At 41.0% G+C, this 25,149-nt stretch carries 22 protein-coding genes and 5 tRNA genes; 26 read left to right on the forward strand and 1 reads right to left on the reverse strand.

Features of this window, described 5'->3' with window-relative positions:
• The first annotated feature begins 347 nt into the window (after positions 1–347).
• The 17 genes from rpsU (at position 348) to rpoC (ending at position 15,526) form a co-directional block, all read left to right on the forward strand.
• Positions 348–539 carry a 30S ribosomal protein S21 gene (rpsU, locus tag GSY63_RS03295; RefSeq protein ID WP_074487938.1) on the forward strand — a complete coding sequence of 64 codons (192 nt, stop codon included), beginning with the start codon at positions 348–350 and terminating at the stop codon, positions 537–539.
• 87 nt (positions 540–626) lie between these two features.
• Positions 627–1,511: a tyrosine-type recombinase/integrase gene (locus GSY63_RS03300; RefSeq protein WP_166584402.1), complete on the forward strand. Its 885-nt coding sequence runs from the start codon at positions 627–629 to the stop codon at positions 1,509–1,511.
• A 13-nt stretch (positions 1,512–1,524) separates the two neighbouring features.
• Positions 1,525–1,878, forward strand: coding sequence for a ribosome hibernation-promoting factor, HPF/YfiA family (gene hpf / locus GSY63_RS03305; protein ID WP_166584403.1), 354 nt, complete (start codon positions 1,525–1,527; stop codon positions 1,876–1,878).
• A gap of 171 nt (positions 1,879–2,049) precedes the next feature.
• A tRNA-Thr gene (locus GSY63_RS03310) sits at positions 2,050–2,122 on the forward strand.
• Positions 2,123–2,201: 79 nt separating this feature from the next.
• A tRNA-Tyr gene (locus tag GSY63_RS03315) sits at positions 2,202–2,284 on the forward strand.
• Between the two features lie 86 nt (positions 2,285–2,370).
• Positions 2,371–2,443, forward strand: a tRNA-Gly gene (locus GSY63_RS03320).
• Positions 2,444–2,542: 99 nt separating this feature from the next.
• A tRNA-Thr gene (locus GSY63_RS03325) sits at positions 2,543–2,614 on the forward strand.
• A 67-nt stretch (positions 2,615–2,681) separates the two neighbouring features.
• Positions 2,682–3,869, forward strand: coding sequence for an elongation factor Tu (gene tuf, locus GSY63_RS03330; protein ID WP_166584404.1), 1,188 nt, complete (start codon positions 2,682–2,684; stop codon positions 3,867–3,869).
• A 75-nt stretch (positions 3,870–3,944) separates the two neighbouring features.
• A tRNA-Trp gene (locus GSY63_RS03335) sits at positions 3,945–4,015 on the forward strand.
• A 27-nt stretch (positions 4,016–4,042) separates the two neighbouring features.
• On the forward strand, positions 4,043–4,237 hold the full coding sequence (gene secE, locus GSY63_RS03340; RefSeq protein WP_166584405.1) for a preprotein translocase subunit SecE: 195 nt from the start codon (positions 4,043–4,045) through the stop codon (positions 4,235–4,237).
• A gap of 15 nt (positions 4,238–4,252) precedes the next feature.
• Complete coding sequence (gene nusG / locus GSY63_RS03345) at positions 4,253–4,795, forward strand: transcription termination/antitermination protein NusG (RefSeq protein ID WP_166584406.1); 543 nt, start codon at positions 4,253–4,255, stop codon at positions 4,793–4,795.
• A 191-nt stretch (positions 4,796–4,986) separates the two neighbouring features.
• Positions 4,987–5,430 (forward strand): 50S ribosomal protein L11, encoded by a 444-nt coding sequence (gene rplK, locus GSY63_RS03350; RefSeq protein WP_166584407.1) that lies wholly within the window; start codon positions 4,987–4,989, stop codon positions 5,428–5,430.
• Positions 5,431–5,453: 23 nt separating this feature from the next.
• Positions 5,454–6,152 (forward strand): 50S ribosomal protein L1, encoded by a 699-nt coding sequence (rplA, locus tag GSY63_RS03355; protein WP_166584408.1) that lies wholly within the window; start codon positions 5,454–5,456, stop codon positions 6,150–6,152.
• A 2-nt stretch (positions 6,153–6,154) separates the two neighbouring features.
• Entirely contained in the window at positions 6,155–6,676 is a 522-nt protein-coding gene (gene rplJ / locus GSY63_RS03360; protein WP_166584409.1) for a 50S ribosomal protein L10, read from the forward strand.
• 57 nt (positions 6,677–6,733) lie between these two features.
• Positions 6,734–7,114, forward strand: a complete 381-nt coding sequence (gene rplL, locus GSY63_RS03365) for a 50S ribosomal protein L7/L12 (protein ID WP_166584410.1) — start codon at positions 6,734–6,736, stop codon at positions 7,112–7,114.
• A 193-nt stretch (positions 7,115–7,307) separates the two neighbouring features.
• Positions 7,308–11,111 (forward strand): DNA-directed RNA polymerase subunit beta, encoded by a 3,804-nt coding sequence (rpoB, locus tag GSY63_RS03370; protein ID WP_166584411.1) that lies wholly within the window; start codon positions 7,308–7,310, stop codon positions 11,109–11,111.
• 125 nt (positions 11,112–11,236) lie between these two features.
• Complete coding sequence (gene rpoC / locus GSY63_RS03375) at positions 11,237–15,526, forward strand: DNA-directed RNA polymerase subunit beta' (protein ID WP_166584412.1); 4,290 nt, start codon at positions 11,237–11,239, stop codon at positions 15,524–15,526.
• A 305-nt stretch (positions 15,527–15,831) separates the two neighbouring features.
• Here the strand turns inward: rpoC and GSY63_RS03380 are convergent, their stop codons facing one another.
• Positions 15,832–16,425, reverse strand: coding sequence for a hypothetical protein (locus GSY63_RS03380; protein WP_166584413.1), 594 nt, complete (start codon positions 16,423–16,425; stop codon positions 15,832–15,834).
• A gap of 265 nt (positions 16,426–16,690) precedes the next feature.
• On the opposite strand from GSY63_RS03380, the gene GSY63_RS03385 reads away from it, so the two are divergent.
• The 9 genes from GSY63_RS03385 to fcl all read left to right on the forward strand — a co-directional run bounded on the left by GSY63_RS03385 (position 16,691) and on the right by fcl (position 25,143).
• Positions 16,691–17,002 (forward strand): DUF3467 domain-containing protein, encoded by a 312-nt coding sequence (locus tag GSY63_RS03385; protein WP_166584414.1) that lies wholly within the window; start codon positions 16,691–16,693, stop codon positions 17,000–17,002.
• A gap of 364 nt (positions 17,003–17,366) precedes the next feature.
• On the forward strand, positions 17,367–17,912 hold the full coding sequence (locus GSY63_RS03390; RefSeq protein ID WP_166584415.1) for a hypothetical protein: 546 nt from the start codon (positions 17,367–17,369) through the stop codon (positions 17,910–17,912).
• Positions 17,913–17,934: 22 nt separating this feature from the next.
• On the forward strand, positions 17,935–19,101 hold the full coding sequence (locus GSY63_RS03395) for a glycosyltransferase (RefSeq protein ID WP_166584416.1): 1,167 nt from the start codon (positions 17,935–17,937) through the stop codon (positions 19,099–19,101).
• Positions 19,102–19,132: 31 nt separating this feature from the next.
• Positions 19,133–20,260 carry an XrtY-associated glycosyltransferase XYAG1 gene (locus GSY63_RS03400; protein ID WP_166584417.1) on the forward strand — a complete coding sequence of 376 codons (1,128 nt, stop codon included), beginning with the start codon at positions 19,133–19,135 and terminating at the stop codon, positions 20,258–20,260.
• A 117-nt stretch (positions 20,261–20,377) separates the two neighbouring features.
• The gene (locus GSY63_RS03405; RefSeq protein ID WP_166584418.1) at positions 20,378–21,163 is read left to right on the forward strand and encodes a glycosyltransferase family 2 protein; all 786 of its coding nucleotides are present in this window, start codon (positions 20,378–20,380) and stop codon (positions 21,161–21,163) included.
• Position 21,164: 1 nt separating this feature from the next.
• Entirely contained in the window at positions 21,165–21,734 is a 570-nt protein-coding gene (locus GSY63_RS03410; RefSeq protein WP_166584419.1) for a WcaF family extracellular polysaccharide biosynthesis acetyltransferase, read from the forward strand.
• A complete protein-coding gene (locus tag GSY63_RS03415) occupies positions 21,728–22,996 on the forward strand; it encodes a WcaI family glycosyltransferase (RefSeq protein ID WP_166584420.1) in 1,269 nt (422 codons plus the stop codon). Before GSY63_RS03410 ends, GSY63_RS03415 begins: the two co-directional genes overlap by 7 nt.
• Positions 22,997–23,070: 74 nt before the next feature.
• Entirely contained in the window at positions 23,071–24,186 is a 1,116-nt protein-coding gene (gene gmd / locus GSY63_RS03420; protein ID WP_166584421.1) for a GDP-mannose 4,6-dehydratase, read from the forward strand.
• A 9-nt stretch (positions 24,187–24,195) separates the two neighbouring features.
• Entirely contained in the window at positions 24,196–25,143 is a 948-nt protein-coding gene (gene fcl / locus GSY63_RS03425) for a GDP-L-fucose synthase (RefSeq protein ID WP_166584422.1), read from the forward strand.
• Positions 25,144–25,149 lie beyond the last annotated feature (6 nt).

Below are 25,149 nucleotides of genomic sequence, written 5' to 3' on the forward strand. Positions count from 1 at the left end.
AGAATCAAGAATCGAGAGACAAGAATCAAGACAACAGAACTTCAAGCTAATTACCATTTTTCAGCATATGGTTGGTGTTGTCGCCGACCATTCCGCTTTCGCAGGGTCTCTCACGGAGGACCCTGCGCTTCAGGACAGACTTATTGCTAAGTATTGCAGGGTCCTCTGCGAGAGACCCTGCAGGGACAGAAAACACTTCCAATAAGATTCTTCACTATCGTTCTGAATGACAAATGGAGCGGTAATAACTATTCGAATCTCATCTCTAAATTTTACTTCCTGATATTATTTTGAAAATCAAATAATTCACTTATCTTTGCCGTCCCTGAAAGGAGGTATGAGGGTATATGATTATAGTAAACATTAAAGACGGAGAATCTTTAGACAAAGCGTTAAAACGCTTCAAAAAGAAATTTGAGAAAACCGGTGTATTGCGCGAACTACGCAGTCGTCAGGCATTCGAGAAAAAGTCTGTTTCCCGCAGACACGAGATCAAACATGCGATCTACAAACAAAACATGAACTTAGACCAGGCGTAATTTTACAACTTTGTAAAATTTACACTTTGTTTATCTAAATATTAAAACTATTTGTACATTGAATTTCTCAATGTATAAGTAGTTTTTATGTTTTTAGAGCGGTTTATCCACTACATTCAGCACGAAAAGCGCTACTCTGCGCACACGGTGACCGCTTACCAAAACGATCTGGAGCAATTTTTTGCCTTCCTGAGCCAAACTCCCGAACTTGAACTTACCGAAATAACCCATCACCATATCCGCAACTGGATTGTGGAGCTGATGAATGACGACCGCAGCGCGCGTACCGTTAACCGAAAGATTGCCACGCTACGCAAATACTTTAAGTTTCTGGTGCAGGAAAAACTGATTGAGGCAAATCCTGCATCGCGCGTGCAAACACCTAAAATTTCTAAGCAATTGCCCGTTGTGGTAGAGGATGAGAAGCTATCTAAAATGCTGGATGGCGAGGATATTTTTACGCCCGACTTTAAAGGCATGCGCGATAAGCTGGTAATAGAACTACTGTTTGGTACCGGTATTCGCCTGGCCGAGCTTTTGGGCATTAAAGAGACTGATTATAACTCTTACGAGGGTACTATAAAAGTACTGGGGAAGCGTAATAAAGAACGCCTGGTTCCGGTAAACACCCAGCTAAAGGCCCTGCTGGCCGATTACATAGGGTTAAAAAAAAGTGAAATTTTTAATAACAAATCGTTAACGCTAATCGTTACAAATAAGGGAGCCGATGCTTATCCGAAACTAATTTATTTAATAGTGCATAAATATCTGTCAGGCATATCAACACAGGATAAAAAAAGCCCCCACGTGCTCAGGCATACCTTTGCAACCACATTGCTAAATAAAGGAGCCGATTTAAACGCTATTAAAGAATTGTTAGGGCATGCAAGCCTCAGTGCAACCCAAGTTTACACCCACAACTCAGTGGAACGTTTAAAATCTATTTATAAACTGGCCCATCCAAAGGCTTAAACAAGGAGGAAACATGAAAATTTCAGTTCAGTCAATTCATTTCAACGCCGACAAAAAATTGTTAGACTTTATACAGAAGAAAGTAAATAAGCTCGACCAATTTTATGATAAGATAATTAGCGGCGAAGTATACCTGAAATTGGAGAATGTAGAGGATGAATCAAATAAAATAACGGAGATCAAATGCCTGATACCTGGTAGCCAGTTATTTGTAAAAGAAAAGTGCAAAAGTTTTGAAGAAGCCACAGACTTGGCAGTAGAAAGTTTGCGCCGCCAGATTGAACGACACAAGCAGAAAAAAGCCGCTGCAGCAGAAACAGCCGCGAAAGTGGTGCTTACTGCAACAGCACTGGAAGACGAATATTAAAGATAAAAAGGCCTTTAAAATGGCCAAAATCGACGGGTTTTACGCCCGTCGATTTTTTTTGTAAAAAAATTTTGTTCTGGAGTAAAAATGTGTAGATTTGCATTCCCTTTTGAGAAGGTCATCAACGAAAGATGAAGACAACAAAAGGTGTTCTTTAAAATAGTAATAAAAGCCTCCTTAGCTCAGCTGGTAGAGCAACTGACTTGTAATCAGTAGGTCATTGGTTCGATCCCGATAGGAGGCTCAGAAAATTTTGATTTTCGATTTGTAATATGAAATTAAAAGTTCATATTTGCGACCCGAAACACACAAAAGGTTTCGATGGGGAGATTCCAGAGCGGCCAAATGGATCAGACTGTAAATCTGCTGTCTTACGACTTCGGAGGTTCGAATCCTCCTCTCCCCACAAACATCAATGAGTGAGTTGTTGATTGAGTGAGTAAGTGAGTTTTTATTCACTAACCCAGTCCTTCACTAACCCACTCATTGTTTGCGGAAGTAGCTCAGTTGGTAGAGCGATAGCCTTCCAAGCTATAGGTCGCGAGTTCGAACCTCGTCTTCCGCTCGGTAGGTTATTAAGTTACTGAGTTATTAGGTTTAGAAAGATTAGTGTCGAAGTAACTTAATAACATATAATAACTAATAACCTGAGCAAAAAACATAAGCCGACGTAGCTCAGGGGTAGAGCACTTCCTTGGTAAGGAAGAGGCCAAGGGTTCAAATCCCTTCGTTGGCTCGGAGTTTTATAGCAATATAAAGCAACAATTTAAATAGAAAATTAACCTACAAACATTTTATAAATCATGGCAAAAGAAAAGTTTGACCGCAGCAAGCCGCACTTAAACATCGGTACAATCGGTCACGTTGACCACGGTAAAACAACCCTTACCGCAGCTATCACTAAAGTTTTGGCTGACAAAGGTTTTTCAGAAGCTCGTTCATTCGATTCAATCGACTCTGCTCCTGAAGAAAAAGAGCGTGGTATTACTATCAATACTGCTCACGTTGAGTACTCTACTGCTAACCGTCACTATGCACACGTTGACTGTCCAGGTCACGCGGATTACGTGAAAAACATGGTTACTGGTGCTGCTCAAATGGACGGTGCAATTATCGTTGTTGCAGCTACTGATGGTCCAATGCCTCAAACTCGTGAACACATCCTGTTGTCTCGCCAAGTAGGTGTGCCTTCATTAGTTGTGTTTATGAACAAAGTTGACATGGTTGATGATCCAGAACTATTAGAATTAGTAGAAATGGAAATCCGTGAGTTATTATCATTCTACGATTTCCCTGGTGATGATATTCCTGTTATTCAAGGTTCAGCTCTTGGTGGCTTAAACGCAGAACCAAAATGGGTTGAAAAAATTATGGAGTTAATGGATGCTGTAGATAGCTACATTCCAATCCCTCCACGTTTAACTGACCTTCCTTTCTTGATGCCAGTTGAGGACGTATTCTCAATCACTGGTCGTGGTACTGTAGCAACAGGCCGTATCGAGCGTGGTGTTATCAACTCTGGTGACGCTGTGGATATCTTAGGTATGGGTGCAGAAAACTTAAAATCAACTGTAACTGGTGTTGAAATGTTCCGCAAGATCCTTGATAGAGGTGAAGCAGGTGACAACGTAGGTTTATTGTTACGTGGTATTGATAAAGAAACTATCCGTCGTGGTATGGTTATTTGCAAACCAGGTTCAGTAACTCCACACACAGATTTCAAAGCCGAAGTATACGTATTATCAAAAGCTGAAGGTGGTCGTCACACTCCATTCTTCAACAGATACCGTCCACAATTCTATTTCCGTACTACAGACGTTACAGGTGAAATTACCTTAGCAGAAGGTGTAGAAATGGTTATGCCAGGTGATAACGTTACGATCACTGTTTCTTTGATCAACGCAATCGCAATGGAAAAAGGTCTACGTTTCGCTATCCGTGAGGGTGGTCGTACAGTAGGTGCTGGTCAGGTAACTGAAATTTTGAAATAAGAAATTTCAAAAGGTTAATTAGAAACGTAAGTCTGCACGTGTAACAACTGCAGACTTATGTTTTCTTAATAATACACGGGAATAGTTCAACGGTAGAATAGAGGTCTCCAAAACCTTTGATCAGGGTTCGAATCCTTGTTCCCGTGCTTAATAACTTTGAATAAATAACAAAAATGTCTAACGTAGCTGAATATATCAAAGGCTCTTACGAAGAGTTAACGCAAAAGGTAACATGGCCAACCATGCGCGAGCTGCAAAACAGCGCAGTGTTAGTATTGGTTGCAGCTGTTATTATTTCAGCTGTAATTTTTGGTATGGACCAGATTATTGGTTATTTAATCAAGCAGTTTTATAGTTCACTTACTTAATATTAAAGGATACGAATGAGTGAAAATTTAAAATGGTACGTGGTTAGGGCCATTAGCGGGAAAGAAAAGAAAGTTAAACAATATTTAGATGCCGAAATTAATCGTTTGGGCCTTTCGCATTTAGTACCCCAGGTGTTAATACCTACCGAAAAGTACTACCAGATGCGTGATGGTAAAAAGATCGCTAAAGAGCGTAACTTTTTCCCGGGCTATGTATTAATGGAAGCTGCTTTAGATGGTGAGCTTGAGCACATCATTAAAAATATAAACAGCGTTATTGGTTTCCTGGGTGATAAAGCCGGAAATGCAATTCCACTTCGCCAGGCCGAAGTTAACCGTATTTTAGGTAAGGTTGACGAGATGACCACACAAGGCGAAACCATGAATGTACCATACTACGTTGGCGAAAACGTTAAGGTAATGGATGGTCCTTTCAACGGTTTCAGCGGTGTTATCGAAGAGGTGAACGAAGAGAAAAAGAAACTGAAAGTAATGGTAAAGATATTCGGTCGTCGTACGCCGCTCGAATTGAATTACATGCAGGTAGAGAAAGAATAATTAGTAGCGAGTAGTTAGTATCAAGTATCGAGATACAAGGATACTAGTATAAGCGAAGCAAAAAATATAGGTTAAAAGAATAGGTAAAGGGTCTTGATACTTGATACTGAATACTTGATACCAACGAAGAGTGTTTTAAATGTTACAGAGCTTCCACTTACTAACATTAAGTACAAATAAATTTAAGTAAAATGGCAAAAGAAGTCGGTGCGTTAGTAAAGCTACAAGTGAAAGGCGGCGCGGCAAATCCATCGCCACCAATTGGCCCTGCATTGGGTGCAAAAGGTGTTAACATCATGGAGTTTTGCAAGCAGTTTAATGCGCGTACCCAGGATAAACCTGGTAAAGTGCTTCCTGTAGTTATTACTGTGTATGTAGACAAGTCTTTTGATTTTATCATCAAAACACCTCCGGTAGCAATCCAATTATTGGAAGTTGCTGGTTTAAAAGGTGGTTCGGCAGAGCCAAACCGTAAAAAGGTTGCCAATGTAAATTGGGATCAGGTTGAAACTATCGCCAAAGATAAAATGACTGACTTAAATGCATTCACAGTTGAGTCTGCCATGAAAATGGTGGCTGGTACTGCACGCAGTATGGGAATTACCGTATCTGGTACAGCACCCTGGAATAATTAATTAACACAAATCAGTTAAAGAAAGTGGCTAGATTAACAAAAAATCAAAAAGCAGTACTCTCCAAAATTGAGGCTAACAAATCGTACACATTACAAGAAGCTACGGCTTTGGTAAAGGATATAACCACTACCAAATTTGATGCTTCTGTTGATATCGATGTACGTTTAGGTGTTGATCCACGTAAAGCCAATCAAATGGTGCGTGGTATCGCAACTTTACCTCATGGAACCGGCAAAACTGTACGTGTATTGGTGCTTTGTACTCCTGATAAGGAACAAGAAGCAAAAGATGCAGGTGCTGATTTTGTAGGTTTGGATGACTATATTGCTAAAATAGAAGGCGGATGGACTGATGTTGATATCATTATCACTATGCCTAGCGTTATGGCTAAAGTAGGTAGACTAGGACGTATCCTGGGTCCACGTAACTTAATGCCTAACCCTAAATCAGGTACTGTAACCCCTAACGTGGGTCAGGCAGTAACTGATGTAAAAGGTGGTAAAATCGACTTCAAGGTTGACAAAACCGGTATCATCCACGCCTCAATAGGTAAAGTATCTTTCGCACCTGAGAAGATTTATGAGAATGCATTAGAAGTATTGCAGGTTATCTCTAAATTAAAACCTTCTTCAGCAAAAGGAACATACTTTAAGAGCATTCACGTCTCTTCTACAATGTCGCAAGGAATCACAGTTGAAACTAAATCAGTAGCAGGAATTTAATCATGAACAGAGAAGAAAAAAACGACCTAGTTGTTGCTCTTGCTGATCAGATGAGAGAGTTCGGTAATTTTTATATTACTGATACTTCAGACCTGTCAGTTGAAAAGATCAACAAGATCCGTCGCAAATGTTTCGAAAGTGACATTACCATTAAAGTAGCTAAAAATAGCCTTATCCGTAAAGCTATGGAAGCTGTTGGTGGCGACTTTGAAGATGTATACGGCGTTTTAAAAGGTGCATCATCTATCATGTTCTCAAAATCAGCTACTGCTCCGGCAAAACTGATCAAAGAACTTAGAAGAGCAGGTGATAAACCAGTTTTAAAAGCAGCTTACATCGATTCATCAACCTTTATTGGCGATGATCAATTAAATGCATTAGTTGCATTGAAATCTAAAGAGCAATTGATCGGTGAGATCGTTGGCTTATTACAATCTCCTGCTAAGAATGTTATTTCTGCTCTACAATCAGGCGGAAACACAATTGCAGGACTTGTTAAAACATTACAAGAAAGAGAAGGTTAACCGAACACCTATAAAGTTCGATTTAAAAATTACGTAATTAAGAAAAATTTAAATAAAATGGCAGATTTAAAATCGTTTGCTGAACAGTTAGTAAACTTAACAGTAAAAGAAGTTAACGAATTAGCTCAGATCCTTAAAGATGAGTACGGTATTGAGCCAGCTGCTGCTGCAGTAGCTGTTGCAGCTCCTGCTGCTGGTGGCGATGCTCCTGCAGCTGCTGCTGAGCAAACATCTTTTGATGTTATCTTGAAAGAAGCTGGTGGTCAGAAATTAGCAGTTGTAAAACTTGTTAAAGACTTAACTGGTTTAGGCTTAAAAGAAGCTAAAGATTTAGTTGACGGTGCACCTAAAGAATTAAAAGCTGGTGTATCTAAAGAAGAAGCTGAATCACTTAAAAAGCAATTAGAAGAAGCAGGCGCTGTTGTTGAAGTTAAATAATTTTAACTTCAGGCGTTAGCCTTAAGCATAAGACTCCGACCTTTTTTGGTCGGGGTCTATTGCTATTTATATGGTTCTCATTTAATGAGATATGAGATTTTGAATGTGAGATGTGAGTTAAACAAGATGTTTTCTCCAGGCTCATATCTCACATCTCAAGTCTATCGAATAAATAAACTTAAATTATAATCCCTTGGCAAACAACAATAATCAAAGAGTAAACTTTGCAACCAGCAGGCACGTAATTGATTACCCTGATTTTCTGGATGTTCAGTTGCAATCTTTCAGGGAATTCTTTCAGTTGGAAACCACTTCAGACAACCGTCATACCGAAGGCTTGTTTAAAGTGTTTGCTGAGAACTTCCCGATCTCAGATTCAAGAAACATCTTTGTTTTAGAGTTTCTTGATTACTTTATTGACCCGCCACGTTATGATATACAAGAGTGTATCGAACGCGGATTAACTTACAGTGTTCCGTTAAAAGCCAAGCTGCGCTTATCATGTAATGATGAAGAGCACGAAGACTTTGAAACCATTGTACAGGACGTGTACCTGGGTACTATCCCGTACATGACTCCTAAAGGTACATTCGTTATCAATGGTGCCGAGCGTGTAATCGTATCTCAGTTACACCGTTCACCAGGTGTGTTCTTTGGTCAGAGCCGCCACACCAACGGTACTAAATTATACTCTGCCCGTGTTATCCCTTTCAAAGGTTCATGGATTGAGTTTGCTACAGACGTTAACAACGTAATGTATGCTTATATCGACCGTAAAAAGAAATTCCCGGTTACTACCTTACTTCGTGCTATCGGTTACGATTCGGATAAAGACATCTTAGAATTGTTTGAACTTGCCGACGAAGTTAAAGTAAGCAAATCTGGCCTGAAGAAATTCATCGGCCGTAAGCTTGCTGCAAGGGTGCTTAAAAAATGGGTTGAAGACTTCGTGGACGAAGATACTGGTGAAGTAGTATCTATCGACCGTAACGAGATCATCCTTGAGCGCGAAACCGTGCTGGAAGACGACCATATTGACATGATCATCGATGCAGGTGTGAAAACCATTATCCTTAATAAGGAAGATGCTTCTACCAGCGGTGATTATACCATTATATACAACACTTTACAAAAAGATACTTCGAACTCGGAGAAAGAAGCGGTTGAGCACATCTACCGTCAGTTACGTAACGCCGAACCACCTGATGAGGAAACTGCTCGTGGTATCATCGATCGTTTATTCTTCTCTGATAAAAGATATGATCTGGGCGATGTAGGTCGTTACCGCATCAACCGTAAACTGAAGTTAGAAACTTCAAACGAAACTAAGGTTTTAACCAAGCAGGATATTATTGCTATCGTTAAATACCTGATCAAACTGATCAACTCTAAAGCTGAGGTGGATGATATCGATCACTTGTCAAACCGTCGTGTTCGTACGGTAGGCGAGCAGCTTTATGCACAGTTTGGTGTAGGTTTAGCACGTATGGCACGTACCATCCGCGAGCGTATGAACATTCGTGATAACGAGGTGTTCACACCAACAGACCTTATCAATGCACGTACACTATCTTCTGTGATCAACTCGTTCTTCGGAACTAACCAGTTATCACAGTTTATGGACCAAACCAATCCACTGGCAGAGATTACGCACAAGCGTCGTCTGTCAGCTTTAGGTCCAGGTGGTCTGTCACGTGAGCGTGCAGGTTTCGAGGTTCGTGACGTTCACTACACCCACTACGGTAGGTTGTGTACTATCGAAACTCCAGAGGGACCAAACATCGGTTTGATCTCTTCACTTTGCGTACACGCTAAGATCAACAACTTAGGCTTTATCGAAACTCCGTACAAACGCGTAGTTGATGGTAAAGTTGAAGTTCAGGAACCAGTAATTTACTTATCGGCAGAGGATGAAGATGGTAAAACCATCGGCCAGGCTAATGCCCATTATGATGATAACGGTGTTTTTGCTAACCCACGTGTTAAAGCACGTTTCGAAGGTGACTTCCCGGTTATTGAGCCAGAGCGTCTGGACTTAATGGATATTGCACCTAACCAGATCACCTCTATCGCGGCTTCGCTGATTCCGTTCTTGGAACATGATGATGCTAACCGTGCCTTGATGGGATCTAACATGCAACGCCAGGCAGTGCCTTTGTTGCGTCCGGAAGCTCCTATCGTTGGTACTGGTTTGGAAGGCCGTGTAGCAAAAGACTCTCGTACCCTTATCAACGCCGAAGGCGATGGTGTGGTTGAGTATGTTGATGCTAACGAGATCCGTATTAAATATGATCGTAACGAAGACGACCGTTTGGTGTCTTTCGATGGCGATAGCAAAAGCTACCGCTTAACCAAGTTCAAGAAAACCAACCAGAGCACAACCATTAACTTGAAGCCAATTGTTAAAAAAGGCGAAAGAGTTTTAAAAGGACAAGTATTGTCTGAAGGTTATGCTACCCAAAATGGTGAGCTTGCACTGGGCCGTAACTTAAAAGTCGCGTTCATGCCTTGGCAAGGATATAACTTTGAGGATGCGATCGTAATTTCTGAGCGTGTTGTATCGCAGGATATCTTTACTTCTATCCACGTAGAAGAGTTTGAACTTGAAGTTCGTGACACTAAACGTGGTGAAGAAGAGTTAACTGCTGATATCCCTAACGTATCTGAAGAAGCTACTAAAGACCTTGACGAAGACGGTATCATCCGTGTAGGTGCCGAGGTTAAAGAAGGCGATATCCTGATCGGTAAGATCACCCCTAAAGGTGAATCAGACCCTTCACCGGAAGAGAAACTTTTACGTGCCATATTTGGTGATAAAGCGGGCGATGTTAAAGATGCGTCTTTAAAAACTCCTCCATCTATCGCAGGTGTGGTTATTGATACCAAATTATTCTCTCGTGCTAAAAAGACTTCAAAATCTGAAGAAAAAATGCAGCTGGAGAAATTGGATAACAAGCACGATAAAGCGATCAAAGATTTAAAGAATACGTTGATCGAGAAGTTGTTCGAAATCGTAAACGGCAAAACATCACAAGGTGTATTTAACGTTTATAAAGAACTGCTTGTACCGAAAGGCGTTAAATTCACTCAGAAAATTCTGGTTGAGCTTGCATATGAAAATATCAACCCAACTAAATGGACTACTGATGATGATAAAAACGATCAGATCAAATTATTACTGCATAACTACGGTATCAAAGTAAACGAAGAGCTTGGTGCTTACCGTCGCGATAAATTTGCGATCAGCGTAGGTGATGAGCTTCCATCTGGCATTGTTCAAATGGCTAAAGTTTACATTGCTAAAAAGCGTAAGTTAAAAGTAGGTGATAAAATGGCGGGCCGCCACGGTAACAAAGGTATCGTTGCACGTATTGTACGTGACGAGGATATGCCGTTCCTGGAAGATGGTACGCCGGTTGATATCGTGTTGAACCCACTGGGTGTACCTTCACGTATGAACTTAGGTCAGATCTATGAAACCGTATTAGGCTGGGCAGGTAAAGAGCTGGGCATGAAATTCGCAACTCCTATCTTTGATGGTGCAAGCTATGCAGAGGTAGAAGAGTGGATTGCTAAAGCAGGCTTACCGGCAACAGGCCGTACTTACCTGCACAATGGTTTAACAGGTGAGCGTTTCGATCAGCCAACTACCGTAGGTATTATCTACATGCTGAAACTGGGTCACATGGTTGATGATAAAATGCACGCCCGTTCAATCGGTCCGTACTCACTTATCACACAACAGCCATTGGGTGGTAAAGCACAGTTTGGTGGTCAGCGTTTTGGTGAGATGGAGGTTTGGGCACTGGAAGCATTCGGTGCGGCTAACATCCTTCAGGAAATCCTGACTGTGAAGTCGGATGACGTAATCGGACGTGCTAAAACTTACGAAGCCATTGTTAAAGGCGAAAATCTACCAACTCCTTCGGTACCAGAATCATTCAACGTATTGGTTCATGAGTTAAGAGGTTTAGGTTTAGATATTACATTAGAATAATGAATTGAATTAGTGGAGGATCGGGTAAGCAATTATCCGATCCTTTGTTAACTTCTACGTGCAAATAGTGATTAGGTCACTTATTCGCTAAATCAGTCATTCAAATATTAAAACAAAGGGAGACTATGTCTTACAAAAAGGATAATAAAATCAAAAGTAACTTTACCAGCATTACCATCAGCTTAGCCTCTCCGGAGTCTATTCTGGAGCGTTCAAGCGGTGAAGTTTTAAAACCCGAAACCATCAACTACAGGACTTACAAGCCTGAGCGTGATGGTTTGTTTTGCGAGCGTATTTTTGGTCCGGTTAAAGATTATGAGTGCCATTGCGGTAAATACAAACGTATCCGTTACAAAGGTATCGTGTGCGACCGTTGCGGTGTTGAAGTAACCGAGAAAAAAGTACGTCGTGAGCGTATGGGCCACATTAACCTGGTGGTTCCGGTTGCGCATATCTGGTATTTCCGTTCTTTACCAAACAAGATCGGTTATTTACTGGGCTTGCCAACTAAAAAGCTCGACCTGATTATTTACTATGAGCGTTATGTAGTTATCCAACCTGGTATTAAAGAAGCAGACGGAATCTCTAAAATGGATTTCCTGACTGAAGAAGAGTACCTGGATGTTTTAGATACATTACCAAAAGAAAACCAATACCTTGACGATAAGGACCCACAGAAGTTTGTGGCTAAAATGGGTGCCGAAGCGTTAGAAGAATTATTAAAACGCCTTGATCTTGACCAACAGTCTTACGACTTACGTCACCAGGCTGCTAATGAAACTTCTCAACAACGTAAAAACGAAGCTTTAAAACGCTTACAAGTTGTTGAAGCATTCCGTGATGCGCGTACACGTATCGACAACAATCCAGAGTGGATGATCGTTAAGATCGTTCCGGTTATCCCGCCAGAGTTACGTCCATTAGTACCTCTTGAAGGTGGCCGTTTTGCTACTTCGGATTTGAATGACCTTTACCGTCGTGTAATTATCCGTAACAACCGTTTAAAACGTTTGATCGAGATCAAAGCACCGGAAGTAATTTTACGTAACGAAAAACGTATGCTTCAGGAAGCGGTTGACTCTTTATTTGATAACTCACGTAAAGTAAACGCCGTTAAAACTGAGGGTAACCGTGCCTTAAAATCACTTTCAGACATCCTGAAAGGTAAACAAGGTCGTTTCCGTCAAAACTTACTGGGTAAACGTGTCGATTACTCTGCACGTTCGGTAATTGTTGTAGGTCCTAACTTGAAACTGCACGAGTGCGGTTTACCAAAAGATATGGCTGCTGAGCTGTTTAAACCATTCATCATTCGTAAAATGATCGAAAGAGGTGTGGTTAAAACGGTAAAATCTGCCAAAAAGATCGTTGACCGTAAAGACCCATTAGTTTGGGACATTCTGGAAAACGTATTAAAGGGTCACCCTGTGTTATTAAACCGTGCGCCTACGTTGCACCGTTTAGGTATCCAGGCTTTCCAACCTAAATTGGTTGAAGGTAAAGCGATCCAGTTACACCCATTAACCTGTACAGCATTCAACGCGGATTTTGACGGTGACCAGATGGCAGTTCACGTACCACTAGGTAACGCTGCAATTTTGGAAGCCCAGATCCTGATGCTTGCTTCGCACAACATTTTGAACCCTGCCAACGGTACACCTATTACAGTACCTTCACAGGATATGGTTTTAGGTCTTTATTACATTACTAAAGGCCGCAAAACTGACGAGAAACGTGTTGTTAAAGGACAAGGTTTATCTTTCTACTCTGCAGAAGAGGTTATCATTGCTTACAATGAGAAACAAGTAGACCTTCACGCCTTTATTAAGGTTAAAGCAAATGTTAAAGAACGCGATGGCAGCATCGTTAATAAATTGATCGATACTACTGTAGGTCGTGTATTGTTTAACCAACACGTACCAGAAGAAGTAGGTTACATCAATGAGTTGCTGACCAAAAAATCGCTTCGTGATATTATTGGTGAAGTTGTTAAAAACACCGGTATGGCACGCGCAGCCCAGTTCCTTGATGATATTAAGGAGTTAGGTTTCCAAATGGCATTCCGTGGTGGTTTATCATTTAACTTACAGGATGTTAACATCCCTGAGCAAAAAGTTACTTTGATCGCATCTGCTTCTAAAGAGGTAGAAGAGGTTATGGGTAACTATAACATGGGTTTCATCACCAACAACGAGCGTTACAACCAAATTATCGATATCTGGACACGTATCAACAACCGCTTAACTGCGAATGTAATGGACATCCTGTCTAACGATAACCAAGGTTTCAACTCTGTTTACATGATGCTTGACTCTGGGGCACGTGGTTCTAAAGAGCAGATCCGTCAGCTTGCAGGTATGCGTGGTTTGATGGCTAAGCCTCAGAAATCAGGTTCAGGTGGCGAGATCATTGAAAACCCGATCTTATCAAACTTTAAAGAAGGTCTGTCGGTATTAGAGTACTTTATCTCTACCCACGGTGCTCGTAAAGGTTTGGCGGATACGGCGTTGAAAACTGCGGATGCTGGTTACTTAACCCGTCGTTTGCATGATGTTGCCCAGGATATGATTGTTGGTGAAACAGATTGCGGAACTTTACGTGGTATTTTCACTACAGCATTAAAAGATAACGAGGATATCGTTGAGCCATTATACGATCGTATTTTAGGCCGTACCTCTCTGCACGATGTGCATGATCCTATCACCGGCGATTTATTAGTTGGTGCAGGTCAGGACATTACCGAAGAGATTGGTAAAGCTATCGAGAACTCTCCGTTAGAAGGTATCGAGATCCGTTCGGTACTGGCATGCGAAAGCAAACGCGGTGTTTGCGCCCTTTGTTACGGACGTAACCTGGCATCAGGTAAACGTGTACAAAGCGGTGAAGCTGTGGGTGTAATTGCAGCACAGTCAATCGGTGAGCCGGGTACACAGTTAACACTTCGTACATTCCACGTGGGTGGTACCGCATCTAACATCGCGGCCGAGTCTCAGATCAATGCTCGTTACGAGGGTATCATTGAATTTGAGAACGTACGTACTGTTGAATACCAAACTGCTGAAGACGGACCGGTACAGGTTGTTTTAGGTCGTTCGGGCGAGTTCCGCATCATCGAAGAAGGCAGCAATAAAGTAATTGTAACCAACAATATTCCATACGGTTCATACCTGTATGTAAATGATGGTGCTAAAGTTACCAAAGGCGACCGTATCTGTTCATGGGATCCGTACAACGCGGTTATCATCTCAGAATTTGCGGGTAAAGCTTCGTTTGACGCCGTATTAGAGGGTATCACTTTCCGTGAAGAATCTGATGAGCAAACCGGTCACCGCGAGAAAGTAATCATCGATACCAGGGATAAAACTAAAAACCCTGTGATTCAGATTACCGATACCATGGGTAACATTATTAAAGGTTACAACATTCCGGTAGGCGCACACATTGCGGTTGACGAGAATGAGAAAATACAAACCGGACAGGTAATTGCTAAAATTCCTCGTTCAACCGGTAAAACACGAGATATTACAGGTGGTTTACCACGCGTAACAGAATTGTTTGAGGCTCGTAACCCATCTAACCCGGCCGTTGTGACCGAGATTGATGGTGTGGTAACCTTAGGCGGTGTAAAACGTGGTAACCGTGAAATAACTATCGAATCAAAAGACGGACAGGTTAAAAAATACCTGGTACCACTTTCTAAGCACATCCTGGTACAGGATAATGACTTTATCAAAGCTGGTATGCCATTGTCAGACGGTTCTATTTCACCTGCCGATATCTTAGCTATTAAAGGCCCTGCTGCTGTACAAGAGTATCTTGTTAACGGTATTCAGGAAGTTTACCGCTTACAGGGTGTGAAGATCAACGATAAACACTTCGAGGTTATCGTACACCAGATGATGCAGAAAGTACAGATCGAGGATCCGGGAGATACCCGTTTCTTAGAGAAAGAAGCAGTAGATGGTTGGGATTTCATGACCGAGAACGACGATATTTTCGACAAGAAAGTTGTTGTTGAGCCGGGTGATTCAACTAGCCTGAAAGCTGGCCAGATAGTATCATTACGTAAACTGCGCGATGAAAACTCTGTGCTGAAACGTAAAGACATGAAACTGGTTGAAGTACGCGACGCCATTGCAGCAACATCAAGTCCGTTGTTACAAGGTATCACCCGTGCATCATTAGGTACTAAATCGTTTATCTCAGCAGCATCGTTCCAGGAAACTACTAAAGTACTTAACGAAGCCGCCATCGCAGGTAAACGCGATAAAATGCTTGGTCTGAAAGAGAACGTGATCGTAGGTCACTTAATCCCTTCAGGTACAGGTATGCGTATCTACGACAACGTACGTGTAGGTTCACAAGAAGAATTTGATCGCCTGATGGCTTCTAAAACAGAAGACGTAGAGGCTTAATCAAAAAGCTTATAATAATTAAAAGGCTTCCCGATTTACCGGGAAGCCTTTTTTTGTTGGAAAGGGATTGGGCTTTGGAGTTAGTTTAACAGCAGCCGCATCAATCAATTCCGTAATAGTAAGGCAGAATACTCGCCATCAGAATCAGCCGGAGATGGTCTTTAATAGTGTGCAGAACCGTTTCGAATCAAAGGAAGCTCTGACAGTTATAAAAATGTTGCCTCTGTTAGCTTATAATATAGCCGAAAACAAAAGCGCCCAGTAGTATTTACTACCGGGCGCTTTTGTTAATTAAGAAAAATATTTTAATATCCTTTTGAAAGATCGAAGGAGTAAGCTACATGCAATCCAAACATGCTCATATATTGATTTTTGCCGTGCATTACTTCATAGCGAAGGTTGATATCCCAACCTGTATCATTATCATTATAACCAAGCTGAGGAGACACAAGTAATGGTCTGTGCGAATCTTTATAAGCCACACTCGCATAAGCGATACCCGCTTCTGCACCAAGATACCACGACTGGGAAAAGAATGCTTTAGCGCCAATTTTTACCGGAACCAGAAACAGATCCTTAACATCACTTCTGTTATTTGAGGCTGCAGGGATGAACTCTCCTCCAGTACCAATAGTAAGTCCTACAAATGGACTTGGGTAATATTCAGCATGAATACTGCCTCCAATACCTAAGCGACTATAGTTTACAACCTTAGTTGTAGAACCCGCGCTGGGAGGATCGATAGCCTGCGAAGTGGGGTTAACTATCGCTAAGAAATCAGGTCCGATAGTAACATGCCAACTATCTTCTCTATAAGTATTATTATAATGTTGAGCTTTGACTTTACTAGTAAATATGCTCAAAGCAACTATTGTAATTAAAAAGAAAGATTTTTTCACAGGCATTAATTTTTTAGTAAAATTATATATGTTTAAATGATAAAATGCAAACGAAACGTAATGATAGATAAATTTTTTGTAAAAAATAGCCTGTAACGATATAATCGGGCATTTTTAACATATTCATAAATAAATTTTAACGCAAAAAACCTATGAAATATAATGTTGATGATTAAAAAGCAATTTTTAAGTAAAATTATAAAGAAAGTTCACTTTAATTGATAAATTTGTGAAATAAAGGCGATTAAAAGAGCCAATTCTATGTATGGAAGAGCAAAATGAATCTCAGTTAAATATTGAACTCTCGGAAGAAATATCAGAAGGGATTTATTCTAATTTGGCTATCATTACACATTCAAATGCGGAGTTTGTACTTGATTTTATTCGGGTAGTTCCTGGCGTACCAAAAGCCAAAGTCAAGTCTAGAATTATCGTCACCCCTGAACATGCGAAGAGGTTGTTAACGGCGTTAAAAGAAAATATCGAGAAATTTGAAGCCGCTAACGGGCGCATAAAAGTTCAAGACGAAAACTCAGGGTTTTCTATGAACTTTGGTGGGACTATTGGACAGGCGTAAATTTTAATGCGCGATAATATCGCTTGTTCCTTTATTAACTATAATTTAATTGAGCCCATTCTCAAGGAATATTTATATATCAAATGTATAAAAAGAGTAGATTTAAGATAGTACTATATCTTTTCGTGTTTATATTGTTTTCTTCTTGTTTCAATGAGAAGAAAATTACTTATTTTCAAAAAACAGCAGACCAGAAGGATACAGTTGACGTTGCCAAGGCGTATGTACCTAAGATAGGGCAAGGGGATATACTCTCTATATTTGTAAATTCATTAAGTACAGACGCCAGCTCTTTTTTTCTGTTTTAGTTGTCGCTTTTTTTGTAGTGGTGTCAACAACCAGAAAGCCTAAGTATTTAATTAGGTTGTTAGGCGCATTTGTTGGATTATTGACCTTGATTGCAATTTTAAATCAGTTACCTTTTTTTCAAACTGCAACGAATGCATTTATAAGCCGTTTTAACACTGCTAGCGAACAGGAAGGCGGGGTACAGGGAACTTTAGGGGGGCGGTATTTGGGGGGGATGCTTAATATATTTTCGTCTTCATCAAACATTCCCTTTTTCGGTTATGGGGCAGGAATATTTACTAATGTCGGAAGTAAGCTGCTAACCGGTACTTTAATTTCTGGTATTGCTGAGGGAGAGTGGGGTAGAATGATTGCAGAGTTGGGAACATTAATGGGGGTAACCGTTATTTTCGTTAGGTTTTCTTTGAGTTTAGAGACCGTTTTAAAGGCATATAGAAGACTTTCTATTGGAGATGTTTTGCCTTGGACACTACTTGGATACAGCCTGCTTCAGGGGCCGCAGGCTAACTGGGCTCAACCAACATCATTAGGTTTCAGTATCTTAAGTATTGGATTGGTGTTGGCAGCCTCAAAAAGTTCTAATCAACGAAAGCTTAACTAATAAAAGCGGTTCATATAGATATATGCGAATTTTTTTCTTTACCCACCCGTCTTTTCTCGGTTCACAAAGCATGCCGCGTTTTGCCAATATGCTGGCCGATGGCATGCAGAAGAGAGGGCATGCTGTTAAAGTTCTGATGCCCGAGGCAAGATTCTTCAAGTTGCCGGTTCCGCAAAGTTTAAAAAAGTGGATGGGCTATATAGATCAGTACATCTTGTTTCCAATGCTGGTGCGAAAGCTGAAGAAAGAATCGGGTAAAGAAACACTTTTTGTATTTACCGATCATGCCTTAGGCCCGTGGATACCATTGGTTGCAGATAGGCCGCACGTAATACATTGCCACGATTTTCTGGCTCAGCGCTCGGCATTGAATGAGATTCCTGAAAACCCGACAAGTGCGAGCGGTAAAAAATACCAGGCCTATATTCGTAGGGGGTATCAGCGGGGTAAGAACTTTATTTCGGTATCACAGAAAACACAGTATGATTTGCACCGATTTTTAAAAGCAGCACCGCAAATTTCGGATATGGTCTATAATGGCCTCAACCCTTCATTTGTACTCCAAGATGTAAATACCGCACGTGAGGTTATCGGTAAGCACATCAACGTCGACCTGAGTAAGGGCTATATTTTGCATGTGGGGGGCAATCAATGGTACAAGAATAGAATGGGCGTAATAGAGATCTATGATGCTTGGTGTAAAAAATATGGCGGCGGCATCCCTTTGTTGATGTTTGGGCCTGAAGCTAATGTAAAATTGGCTACTAAGCGGGAGGCATCGCCCTATAAAAATGATATTTATTTGCTGAGTGGTAAGGATGATGCCTTTGTAAAGCAAGCCTACACCGGTGCATCGCTATTTTTGTTTCCGTCGCTTGCGGAAGGATTTGGTTGGCCTATTGCCGAGGCAATGGCATCTGGAGCACCAGTTATTACAACGGGCGAGGCGCCGATGAACGAGGTTGGGGGCAATGCAGCCTTTTATATTTCTAGGCGACCTTCGGCTAATGTTGGCGACTGGGATAACGAAAGCGCTAAAGTGCTGGACAAGGTTCTTAATCTTGATGTCGAAAGTAGGAAAGAAATCATCGATGCCGGGCTCGAAAACGTAAACCGTTTTAATCTGCAAACTGCTATTCAACAAATAGAAGCTATTTATCAAAAGATTGTTGATGGGTGTACGAAATAATCCATAGACAATATCCATCTATCTTACCATCATGAAAATTCTGTATATAGTTCCTTCCTATAAACCTGCATATGTTTACGGCGGGCCAATTGAATCGGTAGCCAAACTTTGTGAAGGTATTGCCGAAGCGGGAAACGAAGTACATGTGTATACCACAACTGCCAACGGAGCAACGGAGCTTCCAGTAAATGTGAATGAGGAGGTAAATGTGGATGGCGTTTTAGTAACTTACTTTAAACGCATCACCAAAGATCATACACACCTTTCGCCTGCCTTGTGGAGGCAATTACGTAAAACTGTTAAACAATATGATCTGGTGCATATCCAGTCGTGGTGGAATCCTCTGGTTGTTTACGCAGCTTATATCTGTTATAAAAAGGGAGTGAAATTTATAGTCTCACCGCGAGGTATGCTGAGTAATTACATTATAAATTCGGGGCAAAGCGCGGCCAAAAAGCTTATTCATAACACAGTTGGTAAGTCAACCCTGGGCAAATCTTATTTTCATGCAACTGCAGATACGGAGTACAAAGAGTGTGAAGAAATAATACCCGGCTGGAAAGGTTTTGTAATACCCAACATATTGTCTCTTCCCAACGTAGAAATCAAACCGGCCGATAATGTTGTATTTACGATGATCTTTATGTCGCGTATTCATCCCAAAAAGGGTATAGAACTTTTGATGGAAGCGATTAGCAGGCTTAGTTTCAACGTGCTGCTTAAAATTGCTGGCTCTGGAGACGACGCATACATTGAAGAACTGAAGTCGCTGGCAGAAAAATTGGGCATAACATCAAAAATAGAATGGCTAGGCTGGCAAAATAGAGAACAGAAATTCACGGAATTGATGAATGCCGATTTGTTTGTGCTTACGTCCTACAATGAAAATTTTGCCAACGTGGTAGTCGAATCCTTACATATGGGTACCGCTGTGCTGGTATCGCATGACGTTGCTTTATCAAGCTTCGTGGCGAAAGAGAACATGGGGTGGGTAACCTCGCTGCAGATGGAAAGTATTTTGTCTAAAATAGATGAGGCACACCGGGATAAAACAAAGCGGTTAAGAATTCGAGAAGAAGGGAGAACAACCATTGCAAAAGTTTTTGCAGAGAAAAAGCTTATCAATGATTATATAAGAGAATATCGCAAAATATTATAAATTCTGTTTGTTGCAAGTTGATTAAGAAAAAGTCGAAATAGGGTTGTAAATGATAATTTTGAGTATTATTTCTTGACGTTTTTATAATCTAAACCATTTATTATTATCTTTGGAACAATGGATACCGTACAGCCGGAGTTATTACAAGCACTAATTCTGACAAAAAATGAAGAACCAAACCTTAAAAGAGTTCTCGATAAACTAACCTGGTTAGATAAGGTGGTTGTTTTGGATAGTTTTAGTACTGATGGCACCTTAAAAATTGCTGCACAATATCCCAACTTACAGGTTCACCAGCGCATATTTGATACCCACGCAAATCAATGGAATTATGGATTGGATCTTCTTGAAACCAAATGGGTACTAAGTCTCGATTCAGATTACGTACTTCCTGAAGATTTTATCGCCGAGACAAAGCAAATCATTGCAACCGGCGAAAAAGCTGCATATGAGGCTGGATTTGAGTTTTTGGTTTTCGGTCACCGTCTTAAACGTAATAATACACAACCAAGACCGGTGCTATTTACAAAAGCAGATTGCAGATATTTTGACGACGGCCATACACAACGATTGCGCATTAACGGCGAAACGGGGTCATATAAAACCTTAATATGGCATGATGATCGTAAGGCGTTAACCCGGTGGCTAAGCAACCAATCGGGGTATTCATTAAAAGAGTGTAAAATGCTTTTGGAGACTGATAATAGCAAGTTAGGCCTCAATTCTAAATTAAGAAAAACTAAGATATTTGCCCCCTTCCTCGTATTCTTTTATTGCTTGTTCGCAAAAGGATTAATATTTAAAGGTTGGGCCGGCTGGCACTATACATTGCAAAGAACGATGGTTGAAATGCTGTTAGCCATCAGGCTGATTGAAGCGGAAAAATTAGGAGAGACAGCGTAATATGTCAGTTGCCACAACGGATCCGATATCAAAAGTTAAGTTAGGGGCCTTTAGCGCAACAGGCTTTAACCGTGGCGCCGGCAAGATTAAAGAAACCATTTGGTATCTTTTTAAAATGTTATTCTTTTTGAGTGCTTTCCCATTCCCAAGCAGTTTAAAATGTTGGTTGTTGAGAATGTTTGGTGCCAGGGTGGGTAACGGAGTGGTAATTAAACCACGTGTTAACATTCATTTTCCGTGGAAATTGGATTTAGGTAACGATGTTTGGATAGGCGAGGAGGCCTTGTTGTTGAATTTCGAATTACTAACAATAGGGAATGACGTGTGCGTTTCGCAGCGTGCATTTTTGTGTGGAGGTAATCATAATTATAAAGATCCTGCCATGCCGTACCGAAATGGTGCCATCACGTTAAAAGATGGTGTATGGGTAGGGGCATGTTGTTTTGTTGGTCCGGGGGTCACTGTTGGTGTAGACACCGTAGTTTCGGCCGGTTCTGTTGTAACAGGTGATTTGAATGCAAATAGTATTTATAAAGGCAATCCGCCAGTATTTATTAAGGAACGATGGTGATTAAAAAAGTTCTGTTAATAGGTCATAATTTTGCACCGGAACCAACTGGTATCGGTAAGTACAATGGCGAAATGATATCCTGGTTATCATCACATGGATATGATTGTACAGTAGTAACCACATTTCCGTATTATCCACAATGGAAGGTGCAAGCACCTTATCATAATAGTTGGTGGTGGTATAAAAAAGAAGTTATAGAGCAGCCGGGCAAATTGCCCGTTACTGTTTACCGTTGCCCGTCCTATACACCGGCTGATCCAACCGGAAAAAAGAGAATGGTTCAGGATATGTCTTTCTGGACATCCAAAATTTGGCAGGTATTTAAGCTTATACTTTTTAAGAAGAAATTTGATCTGATTATAACAGTTGCGCCTCCTTTCCATTTAGCCTATTTGGGGTTAATGTTGCGCAAGCTGAGTGGGGGAAAATTGGTTTATCACATTCAGGATTTGCAGATTGAGGCAGCTCAAGACCTTAATATTCTGTCGAACCAAACAATGTTCAGCCGTTTGTATAAAATGGAGAAGACCATTCTCGATAGTGCCGATTTTGTGAGTAGTATATCCGATGGAATGATTAAAAAGATCGAAGAAAAGGTAGATAAAAAGGTGTTGTTTTTTCCAAACTGGGCAGACACCTCTTTCTTTTCGCCATTGGACGACCGTAAAATGCTCAAGATGGATTGGGGGTTTTCGTTAGATGATGTTATATATTTATATTCGGGTGCAATTGGCGAGAAACAGGGGCTGGAAAATATTATTTTCGCTGCAGAAGAGCTTCAGCACGATGCCAATATCAAGTTTGTAATTTGTGGCTCCGGGCCTTACAGAGAAAAACTGATAGAACTTGCACAAGCGAGATCATTAACTAATGTTAGCTTTTTGCCTGTGCAGGATAAAGAAGTATTCAACAAGTTTTTAAATATGGCAGATTTTCACCTCGTTCTGCAAAAATCAAACGCAGGTGATCTGGTTATGCCATCGAAACTTACAACCATACTTGCGGTTGGTGGAGTAAGCATTGTTACTGCAGCTGAGGATACCTCGCTTTATAACGTTATTAACAAATATGATGTGGGGTACATTATTCCGCCTGAAGACCGTAAAGCGCTGGTAGAAAAAATACAGGCGGTAAAAACAGCCGCCGATGTGGAGGCTAAAAGAACCAACTCGAGAGAATACGCCATCAAATATTTAAATATCGATGGTATTATGCAGACTTTTATGAACGATGTGTCTGCAGAACAAAAAGAGCTGGTATAAATATAAATAAGTAAATTAGAAGCTGATCTCGTCGGCCCGACATATTTTCGGCAAAGAAAACATAGTTACCATAAATGAAAAAAAAGGCATTAATAACAGGAATTACCGGACAGGATGGAGCTTACCTGGCTGATCTATTATTATCAAAAGGATACGAAGTACACGGTATAAAACGTAGAAGTTCTTTGTTTAATACCGATAGGATTGATCACCTGTATCAGGATCCTCACGAATCAAACAAGAACTTTTTTCTTCATTATGGAGACCTGTCAGACTCTACCAACATCATCCGTATAGTACAACAGGTACAGCCAGATGAAATCTATAACCTGGGTGCAATGTCGCACGTACAGGTAAGTTTCGAAACGCCTGAGTACACCGCTAATGCCGATGGTATTGGTACGTTAAGAGTTTTAGAAGCCGTTCGTCTGTTAGGCTTAACAAAAAAGACTAAAATATACCAGGCATCAACTTCCGAACTGTATGGTTTGGTACAGGCAGTGCCTCAATCAGAAACTACGCCGTTTTATCCCCGTTCACCGTACGCAGTGGCTAAATTATATGGCTATTGGATTACAGTTAACTATCGCGAAGCTTACGATATGTATGCTTGCAACGGTATCTTGTTCAATCACGAGAGTCCCTTAAGAGGCGAAACCTTTGTTACCCGTAAAATCACCCGTGCGGTGGCTAAAATTGCGTTAAATCTGCAAGATAAACTTTACCTGGGTAACCTGGACGCTCAACGCGATTGGGGCCATGCTAAAGATTATGTTGAGGCAATGTACCTGATTCTTCAGCAAGAGAAACCTGAGGATTTTGTAATTGCTACCGGTATCACTACTCACGTGCGTGATTTCGTGCGCATGGCATTTGCCGAAGTAGGTATTACAGTTGAATTTAGAGGTGAAGGTGTTGACGAAAAAGGATATATAGTAAGCTGCAGCAAAGCAGAGTACCAGGTAGAAGTTGGTAAAGAGGTTGTTTGTGTTGACCCTAAATATTTCAGACCTACAGAAGTTGATTTGCTAATTGGCGATCCGAGCAAGTGTAACGAGAAACTGGGCTGGAAACCGAAATACGATTTGCAGGCGCTGGTTAGCGAAATGGTTGTAGCCGATGTGGAATTATTCCAACGCGAGAAGTTGTTAAAGGCTTCTGGTTATGCAATTAAAAATCAGTACGAATAACAGGCATTTATGGAAAAAAATGCAAAGATCTATATTGCTGGCCACCGTGGTATGGTTGGTTCGGCAATATACCGAAAGCTAGAAAAGGAAGGTTATCACAATTTCGTCACCCGTGTTTCGTCAGAACTTGATCTGCGTAACCAGGAGGCCGTAGCAGAATTTTTTGCGCAAGAGAAGCCCGATTACGTTTTTCTGGCAGCTGCAAAAGTGGGGGGTATAGTTGCTAATAATACTTACCGCGCTGAGTTTTTATATGACAACCTGCAGATACAGAATAACGTTATTAACTCGTCTTACGTAAACGGGGTAAAAAAACTGATGTTCCTGGGCTCGAGCTGTATTTACCCCAAAATGGCGCCTCAGCCGCTGGAAGAAGATTATCTGCTAACCGGCCCGCTAGAGGAAACGAATGAGCCTTACGCAATTGCTAAAATTGCGGGTATTAAAATGTGCGATGCTTACCGCGATCAGTACGGGTGTAATTTTATATCGGTAATGCCTACTAATTTGTATGGTTACAATGATAATTATCACCCTCAAAATTCGCATGTATTGCCGGCATTAATCCGCCGCTTTCATGAAGCAAAAGATACAGGTGCTGCTGATGTAACAATTTGGGGAACCGGATCGCCAAAACGTGAGTTTTTGTTTGCCGATGATCTGGCCGAGGCATGTTTCTATCTGATGGAAAACTACGACGAAAAAGGTCTCGTAAATATCGGCACCGGCGAAGACATCTCCATCAAGGATCTCGCATTGCTAATTAAAAAGATAGTTGGTTACGAGGGCGAAATTAAATTTGATACCTCTAAGCCCGACGGTACACCACGCAAGTTAATGGACGTAACCAAGTTGCACAGCAAGGGTTGGAAACATACTATAGAGTTAGAGGAAGGTATTGCGCTGGCGTATCAGGATTTTTTAAAAAAATGGCAGGTTACATCAGCCACTAAATAACGACAC

Source organism: Mucilaginibacter agri (assembly GCF_009928685.1).
GTDB lineage: Bacteria > Bacteroidota > Bacteroidia > Sphingobacteriales > Sphingobacteriaceae > Mucilaginibacter > Mucilaginibacter agri.